This is a genomic window from Chryseobacterium candidae (assembly GCF_004916905.1).
Classification (GTDB): domain Bacteria; phylum Bacteroidota; class Bacteroidia; order Flavobacteriales; family Weeksellaceae; genus Chryseobacterium; species Chryseobacterium candidae.
Genome location: NZ_SDLV01000025.1, coordinates 1 through 12993 on the forward strand (window position 1 = coordinate 1; position 12993 = coordinate 12993).

Below are 12993 nucleotides of genomic sequence, written 5' to 3' on the forward strand. Positions count from 1 at the left end.
AGCTAAACTTTTTGCCTAGTCCCCAAATTTTGCGCTTGATCCAAAATAAAACCACAATGGTTAACAAAAATAAAAAGTCATCGTAAGTACTATTACGATGACTTTTTCCTATATATGAATGTTAAAAAAACTGCTCTGTGTTGGTTAGCTTAGGGAATCCTCAGCTTTTGTTTTTACTTCGTCCACTTTATTCTGAACCTGGGAAGCAACATCATTGGCTTTGCTCTTAAGGTCATTTCCCCATTTATTAAGATTGTCTTTTGCAGTATTGATTTTATCCTTTACAGCTTGTTGATCTTCAGGGCTCGAATTCTTATATTTCCAATAAGCTAATGCACCTAGTCCAAGTAAAGCTAATAATCCTTTTGTCTTGTTTCCCATGATTTCTATTTTTTTATGTTATTACTATTACAATTTGTTGTTATGAATAATGTAAAATACGTGCCAAAAAAATAAATGGACTTATAAAAAAATGTTAAATTTAAGAGAAGACTTCAAGTTTTTCGCCATCAAAACTGGCGAAAACCATAGTAGGATACGAATCCCTATGATAGATATTTCCATCTTTATCAATAGCGATAGCACCAGCGAATCCATCAATAGTTTTAAGTTCATCAAATGTTTTGCTGAAAGCCTGTTCAAGGCTCATACCATCCGTAACTCTGGTTACAATTTTGGCAGCAGTAGCATTGCTGACAATATCTTCACCTACACCAGTACAACTTACCGCACAGAAAGCATTGGCATAATTTCCTGCCACTGTGGCAGAATCTGAAATTCTTCCGGGAATCTCAAACCCCTTTCCTCCGGTAGACGTGGCAACAGCCAGTTTTCCTTCATGGTCAATGGCTACACAGCCTACAGTTCCTTTACCTCCATTGGCTAGTTTGGCCTCATACTCTTTTCTTCTCTGGGGAATTTCCGTAGAAAAATTTTCGAAACCATTTTCTGTAGCATATATTTTGGCACCATTTCCTCCTAAAACTCTGTCATCCTCACGGATAAGATCTTTAGCAACAAAAATAGGATTCTGTACATTCTGAATATTAATGACACCGCTTAGTTTCTGAGTGTTCCCGTTCATGATGGCAGCACTCATACGGATTACACCATCACTCTGGATTTGAGAACCGATTCCCGCATTATATAACGGATCATCTTCCAGTAAGGAAACAGCATAGGCAACGGTATCAAAAGCCGAATGTGTTGTAAGATAGCCGAATGCCTTTTGAGCAATTTCTTTTAATGAATCCTGTTTTGCTGTTTTTACTTCGTGGCTTTGGTCGCTTTCAGAAAAAAAACCTCCGTGGATAATTACTTTCATAAAATTATAGATGATGATTGATAAATGATATTCTTTTACGAAGTTAATTAATAAAAGATAAAACATAAAAGATAAAAGATAAAAGATAAAAGATAAAAGATAAAAGTGTTAAACAACTATTATGCATCTGGATATCAACATCAATAGAGGTGGGCTTTAGCCCGCCTTACAATAAACATTTTAAATTCATTGGCTTTAGCCCAACTTGAAATATGAAGTTAAATAAAAAACGGAACCGAGGTTCCGTTTGTATAGCTGTATTTGTTGTTCTATTTATCCTGTGGTATCGGATTAAACTGAGAATTCTCAATCGTCAGCGTTTTTGTCTTCAGATCATAATGATCATTCATAGACATAACATGTACTGTTAAATTATCAATAGAAATCGGTTCTCCAAGATTGATATTAGTAAGGTTGGTATCTTTGATAAACCTTCCGTCTACCAGAATAACAAGACCTGAACCTACGGCAGTCATTACATCATTATGAATGAAAAGTCCTGTATCTTCACCCAATCCGATTCCCAGTGTTCTTGGATTGTTGACTACTGCCTGGAAAAGACGTCCGATTCTTCCCCTCTGTACAAAATGAGTATCAATAATAACATTATCGATTAACCCCAATCCCTGAGTGGTTTTGATTTCTCCTTTCAATAAGGCTTCAGAACTGCTTCCCTGGTAGATCATATTTTCAGAAGCTGCGGCAGCACCTGCAGAAGTTCCGGAATAAATAAAATCCTGTTCCTGGTATTTTAATAAAATCGTGTCATGAAATCTTGTTCCTCCAAGAATAGAAGTCAGTCTCAGCTGATCTCCTCCCGTGAACATCATCACATCGGCAGCGTTGGCTCTTGCCACCATTGCATCAGAATTGGCTTCTTCACGGTTGTGGATGTCAAGAACATTTACATTTTTAGCTCCAAGAAATTCAAATGCTTTTTTATATTCAGAACCTACGATCTGAGGAATTTGAGATGCGGTTGTTACAATTTCAATCACAGAATCTTCCTTTAGTTTTGATTCGTTGATGATCTTTCGCAAGATCCCTCGCTCAAAAAAATTAAGATTCTTTTCTATATTCTGATCATAATCGGTTTCAGCAAAACTTCCTTTGTTTACAGCGCCTCCGATAACTATTAATTTTCCAACAGGTTTCATCATTGTACAAAATTAAAAAATAATTCACATTCTTTCGCTAATTTCATGCCATCTTTAGTTGATTTTTAATGTTTTAGGAATGTTAATTAAAATTATTTTTTTTTTAACAAATCTTTAAATGTGGTATAGTTTCGTTTAGGGTTTTACATTATCTTTGGTTTTGAAAGGAGTTATTGTTAACTGTTAAAATGCCAATAGACTATGAAAATCGAAAAGATTCAGGCACTAAGAGGTCCTAACATCTGGAGCATCAGAAGAAAGAAGCTGATACAGATGAGGTTGGACTTAGAAGAAATGGAAAATTATCCTACCAATAAAATCGAAGGATTTCGGGAAAGGATTGAAAAATTAATCCCATCATTGATTACGCACCGATGCTCGGAAGGAGTAGAAGGAGGCTTTTTCCATAGAGTGGAAACGGGAACCTGGATGGGACACGTCATTGAGCATATTGCTTTGGAAATACAGACCCTGGCAGGAATGGATGTAGGGTTTGGAAGAACCCGTGAAACAAAAACTCCGGGAGTATATAATGTAGTATTTAATTATATCGAAGAAAATGCAGGGATCTTTGCTGCAGAAGAATCTGTTAAGATTGCAGAAGCGCTGATTGAAGGCAAAGATTATGATTTGAATGCATGTATTCATAGATTAAAAGAAATCAGGGAGCGTGTTCGTCTCGGGCCTTCCACTGGAAGTATTGTGGAAGAAGCTGCATCCAGAAGAATTCCATGGATAAGATTGGGAACAAACTCTCTGGTACAGCTTGGCTATGGGGTAAACCAGCAAAGATTTCAGGCTACGATTACCGGAAACACAAGTTCTATTGCTGTAGATATTGCCTGTAATAAAGAATTAACAAAGAGAATGCTTCATGATGCAGCTATTCCGGTACCCACTGGAGAGCTGGTAGTTGATGAAGAAGAATTAAATGCTGTGATCAGAAAAATCGGGTATCCTATTGTTATCAAGCCTTTGGATGGAAATCATGGAAAAGGATCTTCTATTAATGTTAACGATTGGGATGCTGCCAAGATAGGTCTTGAACACGCTCAGAAATATTCAAGAAAAGTAATTGTTGAAAAATACATTACGGGATATGATTTCCGTATACTGGTAATCAATAATAAAATGGTGGCTGCTGCCAGAAGAGTTCCTGCCCATGTTGTAGGAGATGGAGAACTGAACCTTCAGCAGCTTATTGAAAAAGAAAACAAAGATCCAAGGAGAGGCTATGGTCATGAAAATGTCCTTACCGAAATTGAAGTGGACAAAGATACTATAGAATTACTTGATAAGCTTCAGTACACGCTGGAAACCATTCCTCAAAGAGGAGAAGTGGTGTACCTGAAATCAACGGCCAATCTTTCAACGGGAGGAACATCCATTGATGTCACTGATATGGTACATCCGGAAAATATCACGATGGCTGAAAGAATTTCCAAAATTATCGGATTGGATGTCTGCGGTATTGATGTGATGGCAGAGAACCTCACCCAGCCTTTAAAGGAAAGTGGCGGAGCTATCATTGAAGTCAACGCTGCGCCGGGGTTCAGAATGCATCTTGCTCCAAGTGAAGGGCTACCCAGAAATGTAGCTGCACCTGTGGTTGATATGCTTTATCCTCAGGGAAAACCCTTTACCATTCCAATCATTGCGGTAACGGGAACCAATGGAAAAACAACAACTACGAGACTTATTTCCCATATTGTAAAAAGCAATGGTTACAGAGTAGGATTTACCACTTCGGATGGAATTTATATTCAGAATACCATGCTGTCAAAAGGAGATACTACCGGACCACTTTCTGCAGAATTTATCTTAAAAGACCCTACCGTAGAATTTGCCGTGCTGGAAACAGCAAGAGGCGGTATCTTACGTTCAGGACTTGGCTTTTCACAATGTGATATCGGTGTTTTGACCAATATTGAGGAGGATCATTTGGGAATGAATGATATTCACAGTCTGAAGGATCTTACCAAAGTAAAGCGTGTTGTACTGGATAGCGTGAAAAAAAGCGGCTGGAGTGTTTTAAATGCAGACAACGAATATTCTATGAAGATTGTGAGTGATCTCGATTCCAATGTGGCTATTTTCAGTATGGATGAAAACAATCCTCATATTGTAAAATTTGCTAAAGAAGGAAAGATCACCTGTGTGTATGAAGAAGGTTTTGTTACCATCAAAAAAGGAGACTGGAAAATCAGAATAGGAAAAGCCAAAGACTTCCCGATTACCATGGAAGGAAAGGCCAGGTTTATGATCGAAAATGTATTGGCAGCCAGTTTGGCAAGTTATCTATACGGATTCGGAATTGAAGATATTTCTAATTCTTTGAGAACTTTTATTCCAAGTGCTCAGCTCACACCGGGAAGACTGAATATTTTTAAATTTAAAAACTTTAAGGTACTGATTGACTTTGCTCATAATCCTTCAGGATACGAAGCCATTGAAGATTATCTGAAAAACGTAGAATCCACCAAGAAAATAGGTATTATTTCCGGTGTCGGAGACCGAAGAGACAACGATATCAGAGAATGTGGAAAGATTGCAGGACGAATGTTTGATTATATTATCATCCGGAATGAAAAACATCTTCGTGGAAGAACGGAAGACGAAATTAACGGATTGATTATTGATGGGATTAATTCTGCAGGCAGAGATGTGAGTTATGAGATTATTCCCAAAGAGATTGAAGCATTAAAACACGCCATGGGAATGGCTGAAGAAGGAACATTTATTACTGCTTTAAGTGATGTTATTTCCAATGCCATTGATCTGGTTCAGGAATACCAGGCCAAGGAATTACTGGAAGACGATAAAAACCTGTAAATACATCTTTACAGAACTTATTAAAATTGCAATACGGAATGAAAAAACGTATTGCAATTTTTGTATCTATTGGTTTGTGACTGTTTATTTCACAGTATACAGACAGTTTAAATTCAATCATTACGGTTTCCCGTAGGGTTACGAATACATTCTCTACTTATATTTACAAAGTTTATATAAACTAAAAGTACAAGAAGTTTTTTTAATGCCTTCCCTTATGGGGGGAGCTTTTTGTTTTTATGATTTGAAGGCAAGGTATACAATATACTTGTTTACTGTAACGGCTTTATTTTGGCAGGGTAATTCGGGTCGTGTTCAGAGGTTTAAGATAAGCGATCTTTTTCTCCGCTACCATTTTATCAAGTAATTTGTTTCTTTCAAGGATTGGTAAATTAATTATTTGATCCAGTTCATTAATGTCTGAACCGTTCCATCCTCCATTTCTTTTATGGTCTTCTCTTATTTTCTCTATTATTTTAGCTTCTATTTCTTCCATGTTTTCCATGGTTCAAATATACTACTTAATAAACATTTCATACACTAAAACGATCCATCCGATTCCGCATGCCCGGGTAATACATCCAATCAGTTTCACTTGCCAGTCCGGGCTTTGAAATAGCAGGCAGTCTTTAATAAATTCTTTCATCTTTCTAAGATACTTTTATTGAATGTTTTTTGTTTATGGAAACCCATAACGATTATTTTTTTTATTTTATGTCTCTTGTTGGAGAATAATTTTTATATTTGAATCTGAATTAAAATCAAAACCATGAAAAATTTAAAGAAAATCTCTAAGGAGAAATTAAAAAGTATTACAGGAAAGAGAGGATGTCCTCCTGGCTGGCATGACTGCCCGGTGCCATGGAATGAAAAAGTGTGCATTCCGCATGATAATGAAATGGCATGTCCTGATTTATAAAAATTAATCCCTCGCTGAGAGGGATTTTTTGTTCTTATATTTCAAAATTTAACCATTTTAGCATCGACTTTATAAACTTTTTCCAGAGATATACTGTTTTTTAAATGGTTTTTATCAGCTTTCCCTGGTTTTCATACGTCCTGCCTTTCAATTTGAAATAGGGTGTTTTTCCTTCACTGTTTTGGGAGTTACAGGTTTAATTTTGCTCAACAATAAATAAAATGAAATCCATGAGAACAATCAATTACATCGTTATACATTGTACGGCAACACAGCCAGATGTTACAATAGAGAGCATTAAAACGTATTGGAAGGAAAACCTGAAATGGAAAAATCCAGGGTATCACTATATGATAAAATCTGATGGAGAAATAGTAAACACTTTGCCCATTGATCGCGTTTCCAATGGAGTTGCAGGGTGGAATTCTCAAATTATCAATATATCATACATTGGAGGCATTGATAAAAGCAACCATCCCAAAGATACAAGAACTAAAGATCAAAAAAAATCTATTGTAAAGCTGTTAAGAGAATTAAAATCAAAATTTCCTAAAGCTAAAATTCAAGGGCATAGAGATTTTCCCAATGTTCATAAAGCTTGCCCTAGCTTTGATGCTAAGAAAGAGTATGCTGGGTTATCATAAGGTGAAGTACTATAAGACTGTTTTAAAGTTGTATTACGGGAAACCGTAATATTTTAAATTTGATATTTTTTATATTGCAAAAAATACGTCAAGGATTGGCGCGTTACCTATTTATATTTGCTGTATAAAATAATTGAATATAGTTTTCAAATATTTATACATTTGTGAAACTAATAACCCAAGCATGGCACAAACATTAAAATTAGAAATTTTTAAAATAGCAATTAAACCCAGAAATTCACGCGAGGATTTTGTTGATTTTAATAATCTTTTTGAAAGTATTGATGAAGATAAAGATCAGGCATACCAAAAATTCTTTTCTGACTTTATAGATTTATTTGGTGGAAAATTTAAATCAGATCAAAAAAAGACCAAAGGAATATGTACTACTAATCAAAACAAAGGTACAATAAGAAGTATTAACAATGTTATTGATATTGAGATGTGGGGAGGTACAATTGGGAGCTTACAATTAATCTTTAATCAAGACAATGCAGATGAAGAGATTGGAAAGATTGGATTAAATGAAATTGCATCGCTTCCGTTCTATATTAAATTATGGACGCCTTTTGATCATAGTTCAGGAATATTAATGGTTCAAAGTTACACAGATCATACAGTGTCTAATTTAGTTAAAATTATTTTTAGAGAGTTTATCAAGTCTTATGGATTTACGTTAAATTTTTCATCCTTCACACCCGAGGCAATCAAAGAAGAATATCTTAAGAATAGTCATGTATATGAAATAAAAATGATAACTGATAAGGTGTCTAGAGGGAAAAGAGCTTTAATAAATCCTCTATTTGCGGATGAACAAGATTTAAAGATTACAGTTACTGTAAGTGGTTTTAAACATGATGTGAATGATTTTTGGAGAAATATTAAAGGGTATGGAGCAAATAAGGTTATTGGTGCTAATCTTGATGATTTAGATATGTCAGAGGAGGCTGGATACAATATAAAAGCTTACTATAAAGATGAAAATGGTCATTTAGCTAATGTTGGTATAAAAAATATTTATGATATTTCACCAACTATATTTTTACCTGAAGAAATAATGTCAGGAGATACAAGACATTTTGATTATGAAAAGATTAAAAGGCATACAGATAGAATACTTGAACAAATTAAAATAGAAATAGGATATAATTAATGTTTAGAAAATTCAACTTAAAAGAATTATTAAATGACGGCTTAAAAGAAATTATTTTAAGCGACAATATGATATATTCGGTATTGTTTCACATTATTATTCCTTTAATTATTGCTATTGTATTAATCCTTTTTAATGTATTTTTTGATAATGATATTATTTCAAATTTAATAAGTTCGATTAGTATCTTTTCAGGATTGTTATTCTCTGTTATCTTCGTTGTTATTGATAACTATTCGAAGCGAAGAGATAGTCTTGGAACCAATCCAAATGAAGAAAAAAAAAATTACCTAAAAAGATACAAGATATTCACAGAAAGTGTCACAACTTTAATTCTGTTTTCTGTGGCGATAGCATGTATTACAGTGATAATATTGTTAACATATCTACTCTGTTATAAAGGAGATATGTCCATATGGAAAGATATATTTGATAGTAATAACGAAACAATTAACTTTAGTCAAGTTAGAGCTTTTGGGTTATGGTTTTTGCAAATAGTGTCATTTATTACTCTATTCAACTACCTGCTGGTTATAATTGTTCTAATTAATGAAGTTTATAAAATGGTATTTGATGATATTAATCATTTATAGCTCAAAAATAGATATTCCCCACTGTTAGGTGGGGATAATTGTTATAATTTATTCATCATATAATCTCTATGTAGATCAGTAGCTAATCCATATACTACAAAATCATCTTCACTTGTAAATGGCGTACATGCATCTTCCGCAATATCATGTCTATTATCTTCATAGTAAGCTAAAAATTTAACTCTATCATTAAAATTTTTTGGTACAATTACAAAATTAAAATGAGATTTTGTGTACTCGCTCGCTTCTCGTACCAAATTATTTTTGTGTTCTAATGCTTCTTGATAATTCATTGTGTATTAATTTTAGGCTACCAATATACAAATAATTAAAAATCAGACCTTACGGTTTCCCGTAGACTATGCCAAGAACATATCCGTATATTTACAATATTTGTAAAAAAACACAGCGTACATGTCAATTTTTTATCCTCCTTTGTTGGGGGATTTTTTATGATTGGAGAGATCTTCCTTCAGGAGTAAAAAATAAAACCTCCGAAATTTCGGAGGTTTGTTTCTATAAGCTTTCCCAGGTTTTCTTTATACTCTGCATTTTTTTAAGATAAAAATACAAAGGAATCAATTCTAATCTGAGCGTAAAGTTGATTGCTGAATTGATGAACGGGATAATAGCCATCATCACAAGACAAATAGCAATTCCTATTATTGCATCAATGATTGCTGCTTGTGGTGCCCAATCTTGTTCAAACCAAAGTCCGTAGGCAACAATACCCTTGAATAAAAACAAGACACAGATCAAAAGTCCGGTCATTGAATAGGGATGATTGGCTTCCATCCCATATAAAGATAAAGAGACATGAGTCATCAGAGAGCCTGCCATCAAAAAAATAGCAGCAAGTGCGCCTGCGATTAAAAAGATCCACAAGAAAACTTTAATCCAGGTGGGTAATAAATTTCTTCTTCGTGTTAAAGTATGGTTTTCAAATTCTGCAAAAGCGTTTGGCTTTTCTTCCATGTAGTATTAGTTTTATCAGTTTTTTATCCGAAAAAAGCATTGGAACTCCCGATCCAGATGGCATCTTTTTTATTGAAATCTACATTGACCATGGCGGCCTTTGTCATTCTTCCCAAATTTTCCAATAGGATAGGGCGTTCATCATTTTCCCGCCAAATATACAACAAACGGATCTCTGCTTTGGAAAAATCTCCGTTGATATCTTCAAAAATGGGTTCGTAGTAGACTTTTCTCTGCAAAATATAATTTTCTTTATCCTGAATAGCCTCTGTAACTTCCTTTGTAGGGTTTAAATTAACGCCACTTCCCGCAAATGAAAATAAAGGTTTCAATACAAAATCATCCAGATTTTCATTTTCCGGAAATTCATGCAGGAAATAACTCTTTGGAACAAACGGATGCTTTAATAAGGGCAAAAGGAACTTTGAGATTTTAAAGAACCAGTTCGGGTGGGTAATCCATTTGACATCCACTTCCTCACGGAAATCAAATTCTGTAGTAAGATCAGGAATATTATCCAGCTCGTCAAATATAACACGGTTGTAGATTCTTTTGATTTCGGTTAACTTACCATTATTTTCATAATACAGCTTTCGTCCTTCCTTCTTTACTTTCGTCAGACATACTGTTTTAATTCCTATTAATTTTTCTGTGAGAGCAAAATCAATCGCTGTTTTTTGTTTTTCCGGAAAAATTTCAAGGAGGACTACATTTTCAGGATTTTCATCTCCTACAATCAGTTCTTTTAAATAGTTTTTAAAAGTTTCATGGGGCATAGGATTTCTGATCTCTGAAAGAAAAGGGTAAACTTCACAATACGTTTCTTCATATACTTTCTGGAAAGCATACAAAGAAGGAAATGCCTGAAGCTCAATCAGCTGAGGTTCTATTGTTCCGTTTTCACTTTTGCAGACTCCAAAATCTATGGTGAAAAAATGAGGCTGATCCGTATCATTGGGAACTCTGCAGTTATTAGGAATTGCCTTTTGAAGAAGCTCTGCCGGCATTGTTTTAATCTGGCTGATAATGCTTTCACTGGCGTCTATAAGCTTATTCTCAAATTCTTTTGTCAGAAAAAGCGGACTTTCTGAAACTCTGAAACCAGGTGCTGTTCCACCTTTTTTTGCCAATATATTTTTGAGTTGACTGTATTTTTCATCTGAAAACTCGTGATTGTACTGTTTTCTGTATTTTGGAATCATATTTTTTTTCTTTGTGATGTTAAAAAAATCGGACATTTATGCCCGATTGTTATATAGTAAGAAGCTGGAAGCTGGGAGAGGGAAGTTTTCAATTCTGAAATTTAAATTATTAGTTTATAAATAAAAGAATAATCAATAATCTTAACCGATAGTAACTTCCAGCATCCTTCTTCCGGCTTCCATCCTTTTTAAACCAAAGTCTCAGCTTCTTTCAAAATGTTTTTTTTTGCAAACTGAAGAAATCTCGGAAGAATCTGATGTCTGGTGAGAATGATTTTGTCTTCATCGTCTATTCTGTCTATCGTTTCAAGATATTTTTCCATCCCGAAATTTTCAATCATTGCTTCTCTGTTTTTTTCATCTTTCAGATTTTCGATCAAAGACTCTGGATTGGCTTCTGGATGAAACTGTGTTCCGAATATCTCCTCCGAAAAACGAACGGCCATTACGGCTCTTTCCAGGTTGATATGAGGTCGGAATTTTTCAATTGCCATGATGGTCATTCCCAATTCTTCAAAACGCTCATGATCCGGTTCAATAAACTGATAAGCTCTGGAATCTACCGCATAAAAAGGATCCTTAAGATTTCTAAATAAAAACTCATTTTCGCCTTCCTCTGTTTTATGAACAGGCATTACCCCGAAAGAATAAGATTTTCTTTTGCAGATATTTCCCAGATTCCAGTGAATGCTTGCCAGCTGGAATGAGTGGCAGATCAGAAAAAGGTACTTTTTATCTTGATGGTATTTATTATGCTCAAAAACAGAATTTAAAAAATCAGCAAATCTGTCTTCCCAGGCAAGACCTTCACGATGTGGATTTCCCGGTCCGCCGGAAGAAATGAAAATATCAAAATCTCCGATCTCCGGCATTTCATCTTTGAATCTTACATCAAATGTCTTGATTACAACATTTTCTTCAGAGTTCTGCTGAAATGATTCAGAAATTTCTTTAATGTTTCTAAATCCTTGATTGACTTGATTGTTGTTCATATCCAGCAGAGCAATTCGAATATCTTTCATTACATCATATTTTTTGTAAAGTTACCAAAAATATTATGAAGCAGAATCACCATGTGTGATACCATACTCCGTTTCAGAGATCATATAATCAACGACTTTCCTCAGATCGCCTGTTTCCTTAAAGATTTGAAGCTGTCGGTCTGCACCGGTTCCGTTTTCAAGAATTTTCCAGGCATATTCCACTTCATGGCGGCATCCCAGATCATCTACCACATCATCAATAAATTCTAAAAGCTCCTTCAATAAATGCGGATAAGGAACAGATTCTTCTTTTCCAAAATCGATGAGATGGGCTTCAATACCGCTTTTGGAGGCACGCCATTTATTTTCGTTCAGCAACAGTCTTCTGTAGCTTCTGAAGCTTAGATTTTGTTGGTGAAGTTTATAAATTTTGGCAACTAGGCATTGCATAATGGCTGCAAGACACACCGTTTCATCAATTCTTAACGGCATATCACAGATTCTGAATTCAATTGTAGGATAGAACGGATGTACCCGTAAATCCCACCAGATTTTCTTGGCATTGTCGATAGTTCCTGTTTTTACCAGAAGATCTACATAGCTGTCAAACTCTGCCAGAGAGTTGAAATAACTTGGAATACCGGTCCTTGGGAATTTTACAAAGATTTCCTGTCTGTACGATTTAAAACCTGTATATCTTCCGATCCAGAAGGGAGAATTGGTAGAAAGGGCATACACATGAGGAAGAAAGTAACGCATGACATTCTGGATTCTCACGCCTTCTTCACGATTGGGAATTCCAATATGAACATGCAGTCCGAAAATAAGATTTTCCCTGGCCACATCTCCCATATCATCTACAATTTTGATGTATCTTTCTCCCTGGGTGATATTGTTTTCAGACCAATGAGAGAATGGGTGAGTGCCTCCTCCGGAAACACGTAATCCCTGTTCATGAGCGGTATTGATAAGGTGACGCCTTAAATTCGTCAACTCTGCTCTGGCTTCCTGGATATTCTGACAAATTCCCGTTTCCATTTCAATCATGGATTCGTGCATTTCGTGCTTTAAGTTCTCACTCAAAACCGCTTTGCCGCCTTCAATGATTTTTGAAACGTGAGAAACCAGATCTCTGCTTTCTACATCAATGATCTGATATTCTTCTTCAATTCCAATAGTAAACTGATGATGCATTTATTTTGTGTTTTTTA

General features: G+C 35.1%; 15 protein-coding genes. 5 read left to right on the forward strand and 10 right to left on the reverse strand.

Annotated elements, in window-relative coordinates:
- Positions 1-144 precede the first annotated feature (144 nt).
- From EK417_RS12025 to EK417_RS12035, 3 genes are all read right to left on the reverse strand, one after another.
- Entirely contained in the window at positions 145-381 is a 237-nt protein-coding gene (locus tag EK417_RS12025; protein WP_034695510.1) for a YtxH domain-containing protein, read from the reverse strand.
- A 100-nt stretch (positions 382-481) separates the two neighbouring features.
- On the reverse strand, positions 482-1324 hold the full coding sequence (locus tag EK417_RS12030; RefSeq protein WP_136522283.1) for an isoaspartyl peptidase/L-asparaginase: 843 nt from the start codon (positions 1322-1324) through the stop codon (positions 482-484).
- A gap of 269 nt (positions 1325-1593) precedes the next feature.
- The gene (locus tag EK417_RS12035) at positions 1594-2481 is read right to left on the reverse strand and encodes a cyanophycinase (protein WP_076597796.1); all 888 of its coding nucleotides are present in this window, start codon (positions 2479-2481) and stop codon (positions 1594-1596) included.
- Between the two features lie 201 nt (positions 2482-2682).
- On the opposite strand from EK417_RS12035, the gene cphA reads away from it, so the two are divergent.
- Positions 2683-5313: a cyanophycin synthetase gene (gene cphA / locus EK417_RS12040; RefSeq protein WP_136522284.1), complete on the forward strand. Its 2631-nt coding sequence runs from the start codon at positions 2683-2685 to the stop codon at positions 5311-5313.
- A gap of 286 nt (positions 5314-5599) precedes the next feature.
- Here cphA and EK417_RS12045 read toward each other — a convergent pair whose 3' ends face one another.
- Together EK417_RS12045 and EK417_RS21565 are read right to left on the reverse strand one after the other, a co-directional pair.
- Positions 5600-5809, reverse strand: a complete 210-nt coding sequence (locus EK417_RS12045) for a hypothetical protein (RefSeq protein ID WP_136522285.1) — start codon at positions 5807-5809, stop codon at positions 5600-5602.
- A gap of 21 nt (positions 5810-5830) precedes the next feature.
- Positions 5831-5959 carry a hypothetical protein gene (locus EK417_RS21565; RefSeq protein WP_262484557.1) on the reverse strand — a complete coding sequence of 43 codons (129 nt, stop codon included), beginning with the start codon at positions 5957-5959 and terminating at the stop codon, positions 5831-5833.
- Positions 5960-6082: 123 nt separating this feature from the next.
- On the opposite strand from EK417_RS21565, the gene EK417_RS21105 reads away from it, so the two are divergent.
- The 4 genes from EK417_RS21105 to EK417_RS21110 all read left to right on the forward strand — a co-directional run bounded on the left by EK417_RS21105 (position 6083) and on the right by EK417_RS21110 (position 8622).
- Positions 6083-6232 carry a bacteriocin-like protein gene (locus EK417_RS21105; protein WP_168801989.1) on the forward strand — a complete coding sequence of 50 codons (150 nt, stop codon included), beginning with the start codon at positions 6083-6085 and terminating at the stop codon, positions 6230-6232.
- 230 nt (positions 6233-6462) lie between these two features.
- Positions 6463-6876, forward strand: coding sequence for an N-acetylmuramoyl-L-alanine amidase (locus tag EK417_RS12050; RefSeq protein ID WP_076594546.1), 414 nt, complete (start codon positions 6463-6465; stop codon positions 6874-6876).
- 184 nt (positions 6877-7060) lie between these two features.
- On the forward strand, positions 7061-8029 hold the full coding sequence (locus EK417_RS12055) for a hypothetical protein (protein ID WP_136522286.1): 969 nt from the start codon (positions 7061-7063) through the stop codon (positions 8027-8029).
- Entirely contained in the window at positions 8029-8622 is a 594-nt protein-coding gene (locus EK417_RS21110) for a hypothetical protein (protein WP_168801990.1), read from the forward strand. The genes EK417_RS12055 and EK417_RS21110 overlap by 1 nt, the downstream gene beginning before the upstream one ends.
- A 41-nt stretch (positions 8623-8663) precedes the next feature.
- Here EK417_RS21110 and EK417_RS12060 read toward each other — a convergent pair whose 3' ends face one another.
- The 5 genes from EK417_RS12060 to EK417_RS12080 form a co-directional block, all read right to left on the reverse strand.
- Positions 8664-8915, reverse strand: a complete 252-nt coding sequence (locus EK417_RS12060; protein WP_136522287.1) for a hypothetical protein — start codon at positions 8913-8915, stop codon at positions 8664-8666.
- Positions 8916-9138: 223 nt separating this feature from the next.
- Positions 9139-9597 (reverse strand): hypothetical protein, encoded by a 459-nt coding sequence (locus tag EK417_RS12065; RefSeq protein ID WP_136522288.1) that lies wholly within the window; start codon positions 9595-9597, stop codon positions 9139-9141.
- A 23-nt stretch (positions 9598-9620) separates the two neighbouring features.
- Positions 9621-10799, reverse strand: coding sequence for a hypothetical protein (locus EK417_RS12070; RefSeq protein WP_136522289.1), 1179 nt, complete (start codon positions 10797-10799; stop codon positions 9621-9623).
- Positions 10800-10987: 188 nt separating this feature from the next.
- The gene (locus tag EK417_RS12075) at positions 10988-11821 is read right to left on the reverse strand and encodes a type 1 glutamine amidotransferase (RefSeq protein ID WP_136522290.1); all 834 of its coding nucleotides are present in this window, start codon (positions 11819-11821) and stop codon (positions 10988-10990) included.
- A 33-nt stretch (positions 11822-11854) separates the two neighbouring features.
- On the reverse strand, positions 11855-12976 hold the full coding sequence (locus tag EK417_RS12080) for a carboxylate-amine ligase (RefSeq protein WP_076594549.1): 1122 nt from the start codon (positions 12974-12976) through the stop codon (positions 11855-11857).
- Positions 12977-12993: the final 17 nt, after the last annotated feature.

Excerpts from the sequence above, each read along its gene's own strand:
- EK417_RS12025 (WP_034695510.1), bottom strand. The coding sequence starts at position 381 with ATGGGAAACAAGACAAAAGGATTATTAGCTTTACTTGGACTAGGTGCA.
- EK417_RS12030 (WP_136522283.1), bottom strand. The coding sequence starts at position 1,324 with ATGAAAGTAATTATCCACGGAGGTTTTTTTTCTGAAAGCGACCAAAGC.
- EK417_RS12035 (WP_076597796.1), bottom strand. The coding sequence starts at position 2,481 with ATGAAACCTGTTGGAAAATTAATAGTTATCGGAGGCGCTGTAAACAAA.
- cphA (WP_136522284.1), top strand. The coding sequence starts at position 2,683 with ATGAAAATCGAAAAGATTCAGGCACTAAGAGGTCCTAACATCTGGAGC.
- EK417_RS12045 (WP_136522285.1), bottom strand. The coding sequence starts at position 5,809 with ATGGAAGAAATAGAAGCTAAAATAATAGAGAAAATAAGAGAAGACCAT.
- EK417_RS21565 (WP_262484557.1), bottom strand. The coding sequence starts at position 5,959 with ATGAAAGAATTTATTAAAGACTGCCTGCTATTTCAAAGCCCGGACTGG.
- EK417_RS21105 (WP_168801989.1), top strand. The coding sequence starts at position 6,083 with ATGAAAAATTTAAAGAAAATCTCTAAGGAGAAATTAAAAAGTATTACA.
- EK417_RS12050 (WP_076594546.1), top strand. The coding sequence starts at position 6,463 with ATGAGAACAATCAATTACATCGTTATACATTGTACGGCAACACAGCCA.
- EK417_RS12055 (WP_136522286.1), top strand. The coding sequence starts at position 7,061 with ATGGCACAAACATTAAAATTAGAAATTTTTAAAATAGCAATTAAACCC.
- EK417_RS21110 (WP_168801990.1), top strand. The coding sequence starts at position 8,029 with ATGTTTAGAAAATTCAACTTAAAAGAATTATTAAATGACGGCTTAAAA.
- EK417_RS12060 (WP_136522287.1), bottom strand. The coding sequence starts at position 8,915 with ATGAATTATCAAGAAGCATTAGAACACAAAAATAATTTGGTACGAGAA.
- EK417_RS12065 (WP_136522288.1), bottom strand. The coding sequence starts at position 9,597 with ATGGAAGAAAAGCCAAACGCTTTTGCAGAATTTGAAAACCATACTTTA.
- EK417_RS12070 (WP_136522289.1), bottom strand. The coding sequence starts at position 10,799 with ATGATTCCAAAATACAGAAAACAGTACAATCACGAGTTTTCAGATGAA.
- EK417_RS12075 (WP_136522290.1), bottom strand. The coding sequence starts at position 11,821 with ATGAAAGATATTCGAATTGCTCTGCTGGATATGAACAACAATCAAGTC.
- EK417_RS12080 (WP_076594549.1), bottom strand. The coding sequence starts at position 12,976 with ATGCATCATCAGTTTACTATTGGAATTGAAGAAGAATATCAGATCATT.